Raw genomic sequence first — 15199 nt, forward strand, 5'->3', positions numbered from 1 at the left:
CACAATGATAGCAGGCTCACTTTTTTGCGGCAATCTGCTTTATTTGCATGATACAATCAAACCTATGACAGAAGATAAACCTAAAGTGCAATTCATCGACATTAGCGATGACTTTGCAGGCCAGCGGATTGATAATTTTCTCCGCGCTAGGCTTAAAAACGTACCAAAAAGTATGATTTACCGCATTTTGCGTAAAGGCGAGGTGCGAGTAAACAAAAAACGTATTAAACCTGAATATAAATTGCAGGATGGTGATCTAGTACGCGTACCGCCGGTTTTTGTTCCTGAAAAAGAAGAACAAGCGCCAGTCAGTACCAAGTTGAATAAAGTCGCTGAATTAGAGCATTGCATCATCTATGAAGATGATCATATGTTAATTCTGAATAAACCATCAGGGACAGCAGTTCATGGCGGCAGTGGCTTAAAATTTGGTGCTATTGAAGCATTACGAGCGTTACGCCCTGATGCGCGATTTTTGGAACTCGTTCACCGAATTGACCGTGATACCTCGGGCATTTTGTTAGTGGCAAAGAAGCGTTCAGCTCTTCGTCAATTGCAAGAGCAATTTAGAAATAAAACGGTGCAGAAATATTACTTCGCTTTAGTAATGGGGGAATGGAAAGCGAATTGCCGAAAAGTCACTGCACCTTTGTTAAAAAATGAAGTAAACAGCATTGTACGTGTTAACCCACAAGGTAAAGCATCCGATACGCGTTTTAAAGTATTAGAGCGATTCTCACAGGCAACATTGGTACAAGCAAGCCCTGTAACGGGTCGTACGCATCAGATCCGTGTGCATTGTCAGTATGAAGGCCATCCTATTGCTTGGGATGATCGATATGGTGATCCACGTTTTGATGCTTACACTAAAAAAACAGGTTTAGGGCGTTTGTTCCTTCATGCTGCAAATATCAAATTTACGCATCCAAGTACGGATGAAGCGATGGATATTAGCGCGCCAATGGAACCGGTTTTAGAACGTTGTTTGGAAAAGCTACGTCAAATGTAACCAAAGTGAAAGGCGAGGAAATCGTCTCGCCTTTTGTTTTGCACGAATGTTAGTGAGTAAGTCTTATAAGACCGAAACGCCCTCATTAGCTAACATCTCAGTTAATGCAATTAAAGGTAATCCTACGAGCGTGTTAGGGTCACGCCCTTCAAGTTTATCAAATAGTGCAATTCCTAAACCTTCACTTTTAAAACTCCCTGCACAATACAAAGGTTGCTCTTTTCTCACGTAATTTTCAATTTGTTGTGGCGTAAGTGTTTTAAAGTGAACATGAAAAGGTTCACAAATGACTTGTGTTGATTGTGTTTTTGCATTGTAAACACATAGCCCTGTGTAAAAGGTAATGGTTTTTCCACTTGCGGCTTGTAATTGCTTACAAGCATTTTCTTCAGTATGGGGTTTGCCTAAGATTTTCCCATCAATCACACAAACTTGATCTGATCCTATAATAAGAGAATCTGGGTAAGTATTGGCACAAGCTTTGGCTTTTAATTGTGCAAGTCGACAGACTAACTCTTGGGCAGATTCTGTGGCTAATGCCGTCTCATCAGTTTCAGGGCTTGCTGTTTCAAAAGGGATCGCTAACTTTTCGAGTAGCATTTTTCGGTAAGGGGAGGTTGATGCCAGTAATAATGGTTGTGTCATAACAATGTTCTACACATCTAGAATGAATTTTAATACAGCAATGATATAGCAAGTTTCACTATGATTGCTGCAACTTTTATTAGGATTATATTGAATTGAGATTGTTGTATTACGGTTGTTTCATTCCACAATTCGGTGTATGTTCCGCATAATTTGTTAGATCCCCAACGTGGCCAATGACGAGACTTATATTGATCAAAATATATGTGAGTTATTGACAGCGACTGCATATGATCATACGGCTATGTTAGTTGCTTTGTGCGTTATATTGGGTGTTATTTCATCGATTGTTCCGACACGATCAAGTGATTGAGTAGCAGACATTTAAACTTTTATTACTGAGATGTGGTGTCGAAGCGTTTTGTAATTTTCATCACAGCATGAGAATTGGTCAAAAGCTGTTAAATCACACACATTTCCTTTGACTCAAACAGACTATAAGGCTAATATTCGCGCCCTATGCAAAAGGTAAAATTGCCGCTAAAGGTAGATCCAGTACGTACAGCACAAAAAAGACTCGATTATGATGGCATCATCAAAGCCGATCTTTTGTCTCGCCTAGCTGAATCAACCCAGAGCGTAATAAGTGATGCAAACGTCAACTTGTCTTTTGACCTTGACCAACGTCGTATTCCTTTCATCCGCGGTATCGCAGATGTAGACGTGATGTTGACCTGCCAGCGATGTCAGGGAGAATTTCCACACCATATTCATGTGGAATTCTGTTATAGTCCGGTTCGCAACGAAGAAGCCGTAGATGAGTTACCGGAAGCCTATGAGCCGACAATCGTCGACGAAAATGGCGAGATCAACCTGATTCAACTTGTTGAAGACGAATTGATTCTGGAATTACCACAAGTCGCAATGCACGACGATGCTGATTGTAAAATTGGCTCGAAGAACATGTCTTTTGGTGAGATCCCCGTTGCTGATGAGCGTCCGAATCCGTTTGCAGTATTGAAAAATCTTAAGAGTTAAATTTAACAGGAGTAGGGTTAATGGCCGTACAAAAGAGCAAAAAATCACGTGCAGCACGTGGTATGCGTCGTTCACACGATGCCCTAACTACAGCAGCAGTTTCTGTAGATAAAGCATCTGGTGAGACTCACCTACGTCACCACGTGACAGCTGACGGTTTCTACCGTGGCCGCAAGGTTATCAACAAGTAAGGTTGAACCTTGATGGGTCTTACCGTTGCACTTGATGCAATGGGCGGGGATTTCGGTCCTCAAGTAACAGTGCCTGCCGCCGTGCAGGCACTGTTGCATTCGCCTGAGCTCAAACTTATTCTTTTTGGTGATCTAAGTGCAATCACTGCGCAGTTAACTCTCCTTAATAAGCTTAACCATCCTAGGCTAACGATCGTGCATTGCGATACCGTTATCGCTAACGAAACACGCCCATCACAAGCCCTTCGACATAGTAAAGGCTCATCTATGCGTATGGCATTAGATGCAGTTGCAGCAGGCCAAGCAGATGCATGTGTCAGTGCCGGTAATACTGGCGCCCTCATGGCATTATCACGCTTTGTGTTGAAACAACTTCCGGGGGTTGAGCGTCCTGCATTAATTTCAGCGATACCCAATCGTGGTGCAAATCCAACATGGCTCCTTGATCTTGGCGCGAATGTGTCTTGTGATGCTGATACTTTATTCCAGTTTGCAGTTATGGGCTCTGTTCTTGCTGAACAAACCTTAGGTACTACACCGCGTGTCGCATTATTAAATATTGGTGAAGAAGAGATCAAAGGTAATGATTTGGTTAAACGTTGTGCTGAAATGTTGATTCAATCTCCGGATATCAATTATGTTGGCTACGTTGAAGGTCACCAACTTTATTCAGATAAAGCCGATGTTATTGTGTGTGATGGTTTCGTTGGAAATGTGAGTTTAAAGACCAGTGAAGGGGTCGCAAACTTATTTATTGAACGGATAAAACATGCAATAGGTCGTAACCCTATTCGACGCATTATTGCTAAATGGCTGTTTAGTGAGCTCTTTGAAGGCTTGCAACAGTTGAACCCCGACCAGTATAACGGTGCAAGTCTGTTAGGATTGCGCGGTATTGTGGTGAAAAGCCATGGAAGTGCTGATACTGTCGCTTTTGCCAACGCGATAAGCGAAGCGGTTTACGAAGTTAAACGACAAATACCGAATAAAATCAGTGACCGTTTAGAAGAGGTCCTACTCGAGAGGCACTATTAGTCTTCATGAATAGCAAAATTCTAGGAACTGGCAGCTACCTGCCACAACAAGTACGCTCGAATGCGGACTTAGAAAAAATGGTAGAAACAAGCGATGAGTGGATTGTGACACGAACAGGTATTCGTGAGCGCCGTATTTCGTCTGAAGATGAAACTGTTGCCGTAATGGGCTACCAAGCCTCGTTAAAGGCAATTGAGATGGCGGGGATTGATAAAGAAGATATCGATCTGATCATTGTTGCCACCTCTAGCGCCAGTCACACATTTCCATCAGCAGCTTGCCAAGTGCAAGGTATGCTAGATATTAAAGGCTGTCCTGCATTTGATTTATCAGCGGCATGTACAGGCTTTGTTTATGCGTTAAGTGTTGCTGATCAGCATATCAAAACGGGTATGGCGAAAAATGTACTTGTTATCGGTTCTGATGCACTTTCTCATTGCTGTGATCCAGAGGATCGCTCAACCATTATTTTATTTGGTGATGCGGCGGGTGCGGTTGTGATTGGTGCGAGTGAAGAGCCTGGCATTATTTCAACGCATTTATATGCTGATGGCCATTTTGGTGGTTTATTAAGTCTCGCAGTACCAGAATATGGTAAAGATTTTGATGCTAACAAGTGGCTTTACATGGCAGGTAACGAAGTCTTTAAAGTAGCGGTAACCCAGTTATCGAACTTAGTGAAAAGTACGCTGGCTGAAAATAACATGGATAAGTCTGAGTTAGATTGGCTTGTACCTCACCAAGCAAATATGCGTATTATCTCAGCGACGGCGAAAAAATTATCAATGTCGATGGATCAAGTTGTGGTTACGCTTGATCGTCATGGTAATACGTCGGCTGCAACAGTCCCAACAGCATTAGATGAAGCGGTTCGTGATGGCCGTATTCAACGCGGTCAAACATTATTACTCGAAGCGTTTGGTGGCGGTTTTACTTGGGGCTCAGCATTAGTGAAGTTTTAATCAAGTGATTAAACATTACTGATTTGCTTTTATTTTTAGTGCATTAAAACTAATAAGCAATATATTAGTTTTAATGCATATTAATCGACTAATGATTAGTCAATAAAGAAGGATTCTCGAATGTCTAAGTTCGCGATTGTTTTCCCAGGTCAGGGCTCTCAAACCGTTGGTATGCTAGCTGAATTAGCAGAACAATTTGATGTGGTTAAAGAAACGTTCTCTGAGGCATCTGATGCGCTAGGTTACGATCTTTGGGCGTTAGTTCAAAACGGTCCAGCAGAAGATTTAAACCAAACACAACGCACTCAGCCTGCATTGTTAACAGCATCTGTTGCAATCTGGCGTGTATGGCAGCAGCAAGGTGGTGAACAACCAACGGTTCTTGCAGGTCACAGCCTAGGTGAATACTCAGCACTCGTATGTGCTGGTGTTATCGATTTTAAAGCAGCGGTTAAACTGGTTGAGCTACGCGGCCAACTTATGCAGGAAGCAGTACCGGCTGGTGTTGGTGCTATGTCTGCAATTATCGGCCTTGATAACGATGCAATTGCGAAAGCATGTGAGGAAGCGGCACAAGGTGAAGTTTGTTCTCCTGTCAACTTCAACTCACCAGGTCAAGTTGTTATTGCGGGTAATAAAGAAGCGGTAGAGCGTGCAAACGTATTATGTAAAGAAGCGGGCGCTAAACGTGCACTTCCTCTTCCTGTATCTGTGCCTTCTCACTGCGCATTGATGAAACCTGCGGCGGATAAACTTGCAGTAGCATTAGAAACTATCGCATTTAATGCACCGTCTGTACCTGTTATTAACAATGCTGACGTGGCAACAGAAACTGATCCTGCAGCAATCAAGTTTGCACTTGTTAAACAGCTATACAGCCCGGTACGTTGGACTGAATCAGTTGAGCGCATGGCTGCTGAAGGTATCGAAGAATTATTAGAAATGGGGCCTGGTAAAGTATTAACTGGTCTAACCAAGCGTATTGATCGCGCACTTAGCGGTGCTGCAGTTAATGATATTGCTTCATTAGAAGCGGCTGTGGCTAAGTAGTCATTAAGCTTTAAAGAGGATTTACAATGAGCCTGGAAGGTAAAGTTGCACTAGTTACAGGTGCAAGCCGTGGTATCGGCCGTGCAATTGCTGAAATTTTAGTAGAGCGTGGCGCAACAGTTATTGGTACTGCAACATCTGAAAGTGGTGCTGAAGCTATCAGTGCATATCTTGGTGATAAAGGTAAAGGTCTTGCTCTAAATGTGACGTCACCTGAGTCTATTGAATCAGTTTTAAAACAGATTAAAGCAGATTTTGGCGATGTTGACATTTTGGTGAACAATGCTGGTATCACTCGTGATAATCTATTGATGCGCATGAAAGATGATGAATGGCAAGATATCCTTGATACGAACCTAACATCTATCTTCCGCCTTTCTAAAGCGGTACTGCGTGCAATGATGAAAAAACGTAATGGTCGTATCATCAGTATTGGCTCTGTTGTGGGTACTATGGGTAATGCGGGTCAAACGAACTACGCAGCAGCAAAAGCTGGCCTATTAGGTTTCACAAAATCCATGGCACGCGAGGTAGCTTCTCGTGGTATTACAGTTAACGCAGTCGCTCCAGGTTTTATCGAAACAGATATGACTAAAGCGTTAAATGATGACCAACGAGCAGCAACACTTGCAAATGTACCTGCTGGTCGTTTAGGTGATCCGCGCGAAATTGCAGCAGCGGTTGCATTTTTAGCCTCAGATGATGCTGCTTACGTAACGGGCGAAACTTTGCACGTTAACGGCGGTATGTACATGATTTAATCAAAAGATTTGCAATACTTAATGACGCAAGTCAAACTGACCTAGTTTTATGATAAAATCGTGGTTTGACCAGCACTATGAGTGTTGCAACTTTTGTCGTAATGAATAAACTACAGCAAATCGCATTAGCGAATTCTTGTTAAGGAAATATATTAGTATGAGCAACATCGAAGAACGCGTAAAAAAAATCATCGTTGAGCAACTAGGCGTAGACGAAGCTGAAGTTAAAAACGAATCATCTTTCGTTGACGATCTAGGTGCAGACTCACTAGATACAGTTGAACTAGTAATGGCACTTGAAGAAGAATTCGATACAGAGATTCCAGACGAAGAAGCTGAAAAAATTACTACTGTTCAAGCTGCAATCGACTACGTAAACAGCGCACAGTAATATAAAAATGAATATATCCAGGCGGTCTTTATGACCGCCTGTTTTTTTTTAATTTCCTGTTTTATCCTCAATTCCCGGAGAAATTAATCGTGTCTAAGCGTCGTGTAGTTGTAACTGGCATGGGTATGCTTACCCCGGTTGGTAATTCTGTTGAATCTTCTTGGAAAGCTTTACAGTCAGGCACTAGTGGTATTAGTACTATCCAACATTTTGATGCAAGCGCATTTGCTACTCAATTTGCCGGCATGATCAAAGACTTCAATTGCGAAGATTACATGTCCAAGAAAGATGCACGCAAAATGGATTTATTCATTCAGTATGGCATTGCTGCTGGCGTACAAGCTTTCAAAGATTCAGGTATTGAAGTTACTGAAGAAAATGCAGCACGCATTGGCGTTGCTATCGGTTCTGGTATTGGTGGCTTAGGTCTAATTGAAGTTGGCCATCAAGCTTTAATGGAAAAAGGTCCGCGCAAAATTAGCCCGTTCTTTGTTCCTTCAACAATTGTAAATATGATCGCTGGACACATGTCTATCATGTACGGTCTACGTGGTCCAAATATCGCAATCTCTACCGCATGTACGACTGGCCTTCATAACATTGGTCATGCAGCGCGTATGATCGCTTACGGCGATGCAGATGCGATGGTTGCTGGTGGTGCAGAAAAAGCATCAACGCCATTAGGTATGGGCGGTTTCGCAGCAGCAAAAGCACTATCTACGCGTAATGACGACCCTCAAGCGGCTTCTCGTCCATGGGACCAAGATCGCGACGGTTTCGTACTAGGTGATGGTGCGGGTGTTATCGTGCTAGAAGAGTATGAACACGCAAAAGCACGTGGCGCTAAAATTTATGCTGAGCTTGTAGGCTTTGGCATGAGTGGTGACGCTTACCACATGACTTCACCAAGTGCAGATGGTTCAGGTGGCGCGCTAGCAATGGAAGCATGTATCCGTGATGCGGGTATTAATGCAGACCAAATTGGCTATATTAATGCGCATGGCACATCGACACCAGCAGGTGACGTTGCTGAAACATTAGGTATCAAGCGTGCTATGGGTAGCGCAGTTGATAACGTTATGGTTTCTTCCACAAAATCAATGACAGGTCATCTATTGGGTGCTGCAGGTTCTGTAGAATCAATCATCACTATTCTAAGCTTAGTAGATCAAGTGGTTCCACCAACAATTAACTTGGATAATCCAGGTGAAGGTTGTGATCTTGACTATGTTCCAGGTGAAGCCCGCCAAGCAAATCTAGAGTACGCATTGTGTAACTCATTTGGTTTTGGTGGTACTAACGGTTCTCTACTATTTAAGAAAATGTAGTTACATTTGCCTCTAAATAGCATCAGGAAAATCGCTTGATAACCTGATATGATTAGCAGCCCGATATCTTTGTAGGTATTGGGCTGTTTTTTATCATAAAAAGGATAATCGATGGCGTTTATTAACAGTCAGAAACAACGAGAGTTAGCAATAACGGATCGTGCTATACAATATGGAGATGGCTGTTTTTCGACAATAGGCGTTAAACAGGGAAAGCTGTTGTTATGGCGGTTTCATCTTGAACGATTACAACAAACGTTGCGCAGGTTAGCGATTAATGAACCTGATTGGGATCAAGTCTTTCTACAGGCTAAAAAACTCGCTCAATCTTTCACTGATCGTGGTGGGATAAAAATATTAATCAGCCGAGGTGGCGGCGGTAGGGGGTATAGCCCAACGGGCTGCGATGACACGACAGTTATTTTTAGTGCTTTCAATTGGCCTACCCATTATAAGCAATGGCAGAAAGATGGCATCATACTGGGGGTTTGTCAGCAGCAACTGGGTTACAGTCCAATGCTTGCGGGGATGAAGCATTTAAATCGATTAGAACAGGTACTCTTAAAACAAGAAGTCGAACATAAACAATGGTTGGATGCTGTGGTGCTCAATACCAATGATCATGTTATTGAAACAACAGCATCTAATATCTTCTGGCGTAAAGGGCGTGTTGTTTATACGCCAGAATTAATAGGATCTGGAGTTGAAGGTGTCATGCGTCGACATGTCATTACATTGCTTTCAACGTTGCCATATACGTTAGAATTAGGTGATTATTCTCTGGCAGATTTGCTTTGTGCTGATGAAGTATTTATAACCAATGCGTTAATGGAGTTAGTGCCAATAATGGCGATTGACTCTACCTATTATCAACAACAGTCACTACTCGACGTATTACAAAAGAGGCTATATACGTGTTAAAGAAGTTGATTCTTATTGTTTTCATTCTTGCTGCCCTAGCGGCAGGTGCTGCTGGTTGGGCGTATACTCAAGTGAAGAACGAGCTAAATCTGCCCGTTATTAATACTGAGCAGGTAATGATAACAGTTAAACCAGGGACATCGTTTAGAGGGTTAATCAATCAGCTTGTACAAGATAAAGTGATCAAGGCATCACAATGGACGCGCTGGGTGGGAAAGTTAGATCCCTCTTTAACGGATATTAAGGCAGGAACTTACGGTCTAGAGCCACATAAAACATTGCAAGAAGTCTTGGCATTGATTGCTTCTGGCAAGGAGTTTCAATATTCAATCACCTTGGTTGAAGGTGAGCGTTTTAGTGAATGGTTAAAAAAAATCCAAGCTGCGCCTGAATTAAAGCATATTACTGATGGCATGACAGAGCCACAAATTGCGAAAGCGATCGGCATTGATAACGTTAAAATTGAAGGTTATTTACTGCCTGATACGTATCATTACACTGCGGGTACTACCGATATTGCAGTACTGAAACGTGCTTATCTAGCGATGAATAAAGAGTTAGCCACTGCGTGGGAGCGACGTGAGAAAGATCTGCCTTTAAAAGATCCTTATCAAGTATTGATCATGGCTTCTATTATTGAAAAAGAAACCGCTGTGCCAGCAGAACGAGGTTTGGTTGCGTCTGTCTTTATGAATCGTTTGCGCAAAGGGATGCCTTTACAAACCGACCCAACCGTTATTTATGGCATGGGTGATAAATATAAAGGCAATATTAGTAAAAAAGATCTTAGAACCCCAACGCCTTATAACACCTATACCATGAAAGGTTTACCACCAACACCGATAGCAATGCCAAGTAAAGCATCAGTATTAGCAGCCGTTAATCCTGATAAGAGCAATTACTATTATTTCGTGGCCGATGGTAAAGGCGGGCACAAATTCTCTACAACTTTGGTTGAGCACAACCGTGCGGTTCGTGCATACCTGAAAACATTAAGAAAACAGTCACAATGATCGGTAAATTTATTGTCATCGAAGGTCTTGAAGGGGCCGGTAAAAGTACTGCGATTAAGCAAGTTATCGCGACCTTGGCACAGCATGGTATTCATGATCCAGCATCAACGCGAGAGCCTGGTGGTACACCTTTAGCAGAGCAAATGCGGGCACTGGTTAAAGAAGGGCATCCTGATGAGCCATTAACCGATATGGCTGAATTATTACTGCTTTATGCGGCACGTATTCAATTGGTTGATAACGTGATTAAACCTGCATTGAACCAAGGTCAGTGGGTTGTTGGCGACCGTCATGATATGTCATCCCAAGCATACCAAGGTGGCGGACGTGGTTTTGATAAAGCATTAATGGAAAATCTACGTGATACGGTATTGGGTGATTTTCGTCCTGATTTGACGATTTATATGGATATCGAGCCTGAACTGGGGTTACAACGTGCCCGTGGTCGTGGTGCGCTAGATCGTATCGAACAAATGAATGTCGATTTCTTCCATCGTGCGCGTGCGCGTTTTCTTGAATTATCAGAGAATCAACCAAACGTCATTATTATCGATGCAAGTCAGCGTTTAGAAAAAGTTACTGAAGATCTACAGTCTGCGCTGAATGCATGGTTGGAGCAGCAATAACATGTTGTATCCGTGGCAAGAATCGTTATGGCAGAATTGGCAACAGTTGTTAGAGCAAAAGCGGCTTCATCATGCCATTTTGTTGTTGGCGGTAAAAGGCAGTGGCCGTGATGTCCTCGCGCGCCAGTTAGCTAAAACCGTTTTATGTCAAAACAATGAAACAGAACCATGTGATGTTTGCCATAGCTGTAAATTATTTGAAGCTAACAGCCATCCTGATTTTCATGTTATTAAGCCTGAACAAGAAGGAAAACAAATCGGTGTTGATGCGGTTCGACAATGTAACCGCTGGGCAACGGAAACCTCTCACTTAAATGGTCAGCGTGTTATTTTAATTGAACATGCCGATGCAATGGGAGAAGCGGGCTCGAATGCGATTTTAAAAACGCTTGAAGAGCCACCGCAAGGTTGTCAGTTTATTCTAACGGCGCAAAGTTTAGATAGTTTATTACCGACTATTGTTAGTCGTTGTAATAAATGGCGTTTGCCAATACCTGCTGAGTCAAATGTAAAGCAGTGGGTTGAGCATAAATTAATGCAATCGATTAACGTTGAATCTATTCGCCTTAATAGTGGGGCGCCATTGTCAACGTTAGCGTTTGTTGAAAGTGGTATGAATATTCGTCATGCTAATTTGATCAAAGCTTTTGCCGAGTTTTTACAGCCACCAAATATTGGTATCTATGATGTTACCGCGATGTGTACTGCAGACGGTATTGTTACATTAAAATGGCTAAGCTATTTTTTAGTCGACTGTATTAAGTATCAGCAAGGTGTAAGCAATAGTTTTGTGCACAACGAATCTTTAGTGGCAGTACAACAGGTTGCTACACAGGTTTCGGGGGCTTTGTTACTTGAGCAATCAAGAAAAATTAATACGCTATACCGTAAATTAGAGCAGCATACAGGATTGAATATTGAGCTGTTAGTTGTAGAGTGGCTAACTGGTTTTATTCAAGATTAAGCGTAGTATTGAGATTTGTATTTATAGTCATATTCAGAGATAAAAGAGGAACGCCCGTGTTAGTTGATTCACATTGTCATCTCGACAAACTTGATTACGATAAGTTACATACAGGGATTGATGATGTACTTAATAAAGCCAAAGAAAGAGGTGTAGAGTACTTTCTTTCTGTTGGTGTAACGTTGGCCGCTTTTCCTAAAATGATGGAAATGATCGCCCCTTACGAAAATATTTTTGCTTCTTGTGGTATTCACCCTTTAGATGTTGAGTCTGGTTATAACTACGAACAGTTTAAGGCTTTTGCGCAACATGAAAGAGTTGTGGCTATTGGTGAAACGGGGTTAGATTACCATTACCAGCCTGATACGGCAGAGCTTCAGCAAGAGATCTTTCGCCAACAGGTTCGTGTCGCGGTTGAATTGAATAAGCCACTTATTATCCATACTCGTATGGCACGTGAAGATACAATGCGTATTCTTCGTGAAGAAGGGGCTCAAAAATGTGGCGGTGTTTTACACTGTTTCACTGAATCGCTTGAAATGGCATTAGATGCGATTGAACTTGGTTTTTATATTTCGATTTCAGGGATTGTAACATTTAATACAGCAAGCGATCTGAAAAATGTGGTGAGCCAATTGCCACTGGATCGTTTGTTAGTTGAAACGGATTCACCGTTCCTTGCGCCAATGCCATACCGAGGTAAGCAAAATCAGCCTGCGTATACACGTGAAGTTGCTCAATATATTGCGTTGCTAAAAGGTGTTTCCGTTGAAGAGGTTGAACGAGCAACCACTGAAAATTTCTTTACGCTATTTCCTTTAGCGAAGAAATAACTTTGATAGATTGGTCGTGAAAAAAGAGAAGCGCTGGCTTCTCTTTTTTTTGGTTAGAAGTGTTGGCGAGAGTAAATATATATAAATCGTCACTTTTAATTATTACAAAAGTAACAAAGGTAACTGAGTATATATTCAGCATAGAATGAAACGTAATTAATAGTACTTATATGGATATATAGAAGTAGGATATTTTATTGATTGATAAATATCACAGATCTTTTAATGATGACTATTGGTTAAAGCATTGTATCCATCCCGTTTTAAATTTGTCATTGAAACTTAATAAAAAGTGAATTTTTATCTTTACTATCAGCAATTTAATGCTTTTTCTTTAATTAATGTGATCAATGTTCTATATTTTTGATGTTATTTAAGTATATTCTGGAGAAAATGGGTAAAAACGCGCAATATTGATTATGGGGGGTAATGCTTTCAAGGAATGCTTTAATCAGTTTATTATTAGAAGATGCTAAAGATAAATTAATTAAAGCAGACAGCATTTATTATTGAATCCTAATTATACCAATTAAATTAATGAGTTATTACAGGTGTCTCTGTCGGTGTCAATGACATTCTGCAGTTATACATTTGGATATATCAAAGGGTAAAAAAATTATGTCGAATGGCAATAAGTCTTCAGCAGAGAAGATCCTTGAAGGAGTTGGTGGTGCAGGCAATATAAAATTCTTGTCTTGCTGCGCAACTCGCTTACGTTTTGAATTAAATGATAATTCTATTGTTGATAAAGCAGCATTAGATGCCATTCCTGATGTGATGGGGTGTATTCCTCAAAGCGGTGATCGCTACCAAATTGTTATCGGTGGTGGTGTTGCGACTATGCATAGCGCATTACAGCAACTGATGGAAAGTCAAACGGGTAGTGGTACAGCAAGCACGAATGAAGTGAAAGCTGATAATGCATCAAATGATGATATTAAAGCTTCTATGCGCTCTAGTGGTGTAAGAGGGAAAGTTGCTTGGGTTGATGGTTTTTTTGAATACCTTTCAGATTCGTTCCGTCCAATTTTAGGTATTTTATTAGGTGCGTCGTTAATTATTGCACTATGTGCAGTATTAGACGCCCTTCATATTGTTGACTTTAGAGGTGATAAGTCTGCAGGTTGGGTTTTTGTTGACTCAATGTGGCATACAGTATTTTACTTCTTGCCTATTATGGTTGCTTACAATGCCTCGAAAAAACTGAAGGTTGATCCTTGGTTGGGCGCTGCAATCATGGGCGCACTTATGACGCCTGATTTCCAAAAACTAACCTCACTTGCATCAACAACATCGATTAAAGATACGACCTTAGGGACTGTCTCTCATGTTGCCCATGTGTTTGGTTTACCAATGCAGCTTAATGATTATTCTGGTAACGTATTTGTACCGCTAATCATGGTTGCTGTATTAGCTGTGGTTTATCGCTTCCTGAAGAAGATTGTTCCAGATAATTTGCACATGGTATTTGTGCCGTTCTTATCTTTGATTATCATGATTCCGCTTACAGCGTTCCTAATTGGCCCTCTAGGTGTTTGGATTGGTACTTACTTAGGTCTTGGTTTAGCTTGGCTTAATACACATGCACCATTTGTGTTCGCGATTCTAATTCCATTACTGTACCCATTCCTTGTACCTCTTGGTCTTCACTGGCCTCTAAATGCATTGATGCTAATGAATATTCAAACATTGGGTTATGACTTCATTCAAGGTCCTATGGGTGTTTGGAACTTTGCATGTTTCGGTGCAACAGCGGGTGTACTACTAATTTCATTACGTGAAAAAGATAAAACCATGCGTCAGACAGCTTCTGGTGCGTTAGCTGCTGGTTTATTCGGTGGTATTTCGGAGCCTTCACTATACGGTATACACTTACGATTTAAGAAAGTTTACTCACGTATGCTTCCTGGTTGTCTAGCTGGTGGTTTAACAATTGCAATTCTAGGTTCTCAATACGGTGGTATTAAAACTAAGGCGTTTGCATTTACTTCGTTACTAACCATCCCAGTATTCCACCCAATGTGGGTATATGCAGTATCAATTGCAGTGGCATTCATTGTGCCAATGCTACTTATTTTCTTCTTTGACTATCGTACTCCAGAAGAAAAAGCGGCTCATAAAGAATAAGTTTATTCTTATTCGTTGAATGCTCATAATCCCGTAATGAAAATTACGGGATTTTTTTTAACCGTTTTGAAATAATTAGGTGTTATTTCATTTAATTTAAAATTGTGATAAAGATCTGCACGTGAAATCGCTTAGCTATAAAGTGGACTGTATATCAAAAACAAGAACCTCTCAATCATCCACAACACTGGTATTTTTCTCATTTACATTACTTTTAATGAAAATAGTCGTTTAATCTCATTTTTATTTATAAATAATCATATTAGGCTATTCTAATTAAAATAGGTGTGCGAAATACTCAACCCATATTAACTTATGCTAACGATAAATAGTTTTATTTACTTAACGAATGTTACATTGGTTAC

General features: G+C 41.1%; 16 protein-coding genes. 15 read left to right on the plus strand and 1 reads right to left on the minus strand.

Features of this window, described 5'->3' with window-relative positions:
- The first annotated feature begins 64 nt into the window (after positions 1 to 64).
- Positions 65 to 1009, plus strand: coding sequence for a 23S rRNA pseudouridine(955/2504/2580) synthase RluC (rluC, locus tag C9J41_RS03845; RefSeq protein ID WP_107206469.1), 945 nt, complete (start codon positions 65 to 67; stop codon positions 1007 to 1009).
- Between the two features lie 63 nt (positions 1010 to 1072).
- Here the strand turns inward: rluC and C9J41_RS03850 are convergent, their stop codons facing one another.
- Positions 1073 to 1654 (minus strand): nucleoside triphosphate pyrophosphatase, encoded by a 582-nt coding sequence (locus C9J41_RS03850; RefSeq protein ID WP_107294241.1) that lies wholly within the window; start codon positions 1652 to 1654, stop codon positions 1073 to 1075.
- A 459-nt stretch (positions 1655 to 2113) separates the two neighbouring features.
- Here C9J41_RS03850 and yceD point away from each other — a divergent pair, with 459 nt between their 5' ends.
- From yceD to C9J41_RS03920, 14 genes are all read left to right on the plus strand, one after another.
- Entirely contained in the window at positions 2114 to 2632 is a 519-nt protein-coding gene (gene yceD / locus C9J41_RS03855; protein WP_005368721.1) for a 23S rRNA accumulation protein YceD, read from the plus strand.
- Between the two features lie 20 nt (positions 2633 to 2652).
- Positions 2653 to 2823: a 50S ribosomal protein L32 gene (gene rpmF, locus C9J41_RS03860; RefSeq protein WP_005368719.1), complete on the plus strand. Its 171-nt coding sequence runs from the start codon at positions 2653 to 2655 to the stop codon at positions 2821 to 2823.
- 9 nt (positions 2824 to 2832) lie between these two features.
- Entirely contained in the window at positions 2833 to 3858 is a 1026-nt protein-coding gene (gene plsX, locus C9J41_RS03865; RefSeq protein ID WP_199187011.1) for a phosphate acyltransferase PlsX, read from the plus strand.
- A gap of 5 nt (positions 3859 to 3863) precedes the next feature.
- Positions 3864 to 4820: a beta-ketoacyl-ACP synthase III gene (locus C9J41_RS03870; RefSeq protein ID WP_107206198.1), complete on the plus strand. Its 957-nt coding sequence runs from the start codon at positions 3864 to 3866 to the stop codon at positions 4818 to 4820.
- A 120-nt stretch (positions 4821 to 4940) separates the two neighbouring features.
- On the plus strand, positions 4941 to 5870 hold the full coding sequence (gene fabD / locus C9J41_RS03875) for an ACP S-malonyltransferase (RefSeq protein ID WP_107245920.1): 930 nt from the start codon (positions 4941 to 4943) through the stop codon (positions 5868 to 5870).
- Between the two features lie 26 nt (positions 5871 to 5896).
- Positions 5897 to 6631 carry a 3-oxoacyl-ACP reductase FabG gene (gene fabG / locus C9J41_RS03880; RefSeq protein WP_107206200.1) on the plus strand — a complete coding sequence of 245 codons (735 nt, stop codon included), beginning with the start codon at positions 5897 to 5899 and terminating at the stop codon, positions 6629 to 6631.
- Positions 6632 to 6788: 157 nt separating this feature from the next.
- Complete coding sequence (acpP, locus tag C9J41_RS03885) at positions 6789 to 7022, plus strand: acyl carrier protein (RefSeq protein ID WP_005368712.1); 234 nt, start codon at positions 6789 to 6791, stop codon at positions 7020 to 7022.
- 89 nt (positions 7023 to 7111) lie between these two features.
- The gene (gene fabF, locus C9J41_RS03890; protein ID WP_107206201.1) at positions 7112 to 8350 is read left to right on the plus strand and encodes a beta-ketoacyl-ACP synthase II; all 1239 of its coding nucleotides are present in this window, start codon (positions 7112 to 7114) and stop codon (positions 8348 to 8350) included.
- A gap of 111 nt (positions 8351 to 8461) precedes the next feature.
- Positions 8462 to 9271, plus strand: a complete 810-nt coding sequence (gene pabC / locus C9J41_RS03895) for an aminodeoxychorismate lyase (protein ID WP_107206202.1) — start codon at positions 8462 to 8464, stop codon at positions 9269 to 9271.
- Positions 9265 to 10284 carry an endolytic transglycosylase MltG gene (gene mltG, locus C9J41_RS03900; RefSeq protein WP_107245924.1) on the plus strand — a complete coding sequence of 340 codons (1020 nt, stop codon included), beginning with the start codon at positions 9265 to 9267 and terminating at the stop codon, positions 10282 to 10284. Before pabC ends, mltG begins: the two co-directional genes overlap by 7 nt.
- Positions 10281 to 10910 carry a dTMP kinase gene (gene tmk / locus C9J41_RS03905; RefSeq protein WP_107245926.1) on the plus strand — a complete coding sequence of 210 codons (630 nt, stop codon included), beginning with the start codon at positions 10281 to 10283 and terminating at the stop codon, positions 10908 to 10910. The genes mltG and tmk overlap by 4 nt, the downstream gene beginning before the upstream one ends.
- Before the next feature lies 1 nt (position 10911).
- Positions 10912 to 11874 (plus strand): DNA polymerase III subunit delta', encoded by a 963-nt coding sequence (gene holB, locus C9J41_RS03910; protein WP_107206205.1) that lies wholly within the window; start codon positions 10912 to 10914, stop codon positions 11872 to 11874.
- A gap of 56 nt (positions 11875 to 11930) precedes the next feature.
- Positions 11931 to 12707 (plus strand): TatD family hydrolase, encoded by a 777-nt coding sequence (locus C9J41_RS03915; protein ID WP_107206206.1) that lies wholly within the window; start codon positions 11931 to 11933, stop codon positions 12705 to 12707.
- A 618-nt stretch (positions 12708 to 13325) separates the two neighbouring features.
- Complete coding sequence (locus C9J41_RS03920; protein WP_107206207.1) at positions 13326 to 14834, plus strand: PTS transporter subunit EIIC; 1509 nt, start codon at positions 13326 to 13328, stop codon at positions 14832 to 14834.
- Positions 14835 to 15199 lie beyond the last annotated feature (365 nt).

This window comes from Photobacterium sp. GB-50, from assembly GCF_003026755.1.
GTDB lineage: Bacteria > Pseudomonadota > Gammaproteobacteria > Enterobacterales > Vibrionaceae > Photobacterium.

What these genes read in the sequence shown, in the direction of transcription:
- rpmF (WP_005368719.1), top strand. Translation starts at nt 2,653, where the DNA reads ATGGCCGTACAAAAGAGCAAAAAATCACGTGCAGCACGTGGTATGCGT.
- tmk (WP_107245926.1), top strand. Translation starts at nt 10,281, where the DNA reads ATGATCGGTAAATTTATTGTCATCGAAGGTCTTGAAGGGGCCGGTAAA.
- C9J41_RS03870 (WP_107206198.1), top strand. Translation starts at nt 3,864, where the DNA reads ATGAATAGCAAAATTCTAGGAACTGGCAGCTACCTGCCACAACAAGTA.
- C9J41_RS03920 (WP_107206207.1), top strand. Translation starts at nt 13,326, where the DNA reads ATGTCGAATGGCAATAAGTCTTCAGCAGAGAAGATCCTTGAAGGAGTT.
- acpP (WP_005368712.1), top strand. Translation starts at nt 6,789, where the DNA reads ATGAGCAACATCGAAGAACGCGTAAAAAAAATCATCGTTGAGCAACTA.
- holB (WP_107206205.1), top strand. Translation starts at nt 10,912, where the DNA reads ATGTTGTATCCGTGGCAAGAATCGTTATGGCAGAATTGGCAACAGTTG.
- C9J41_RS03850 (WP_107294241.1), bottom strand. Translation starts at nt 1,654, where the DNA reads ATGACACAACCATTATTACTGGCATCAACCTCCCCTTACCGAAAAATG.
- rluC (WP_107206469.1), top strand. Translation starts at nt 65, where the DNA reads ATGACAGAAGATAAACCTAAAGTGCAATTCATCGACATTAGCGATGAC.
- pabC (WP_107206202.1), top strand. Translation starts at nt 8,462, where the DNA reads ATGGCGTTTATTAACAGTCAGAAACAACGAGAGTTAGCAATAACGGAT.
- fabG (WP_107206200.1), top strand. Translation starts at nt 5,897, where the DNA reads ATGAGCCTGGAAGGTAAAGTTGCACTAGTTACAGGTGCAAGCCGTGGT.
- fabD (WP_107245920.1), top strand. Translation starts at nt 4,941, where the DNA reads ATGTCTAAGTTCGCGATTGTTTTCCCAGGTCAGGGCTCTCAAACCGTT.
- yceD (WP_005368721.1), top strand. Translation starts at nt 2,114, where the DNA reads ATGCAAAAGGTAAAATTGCCGCTAAAGGTAGATCCAGTACGTACAGCA.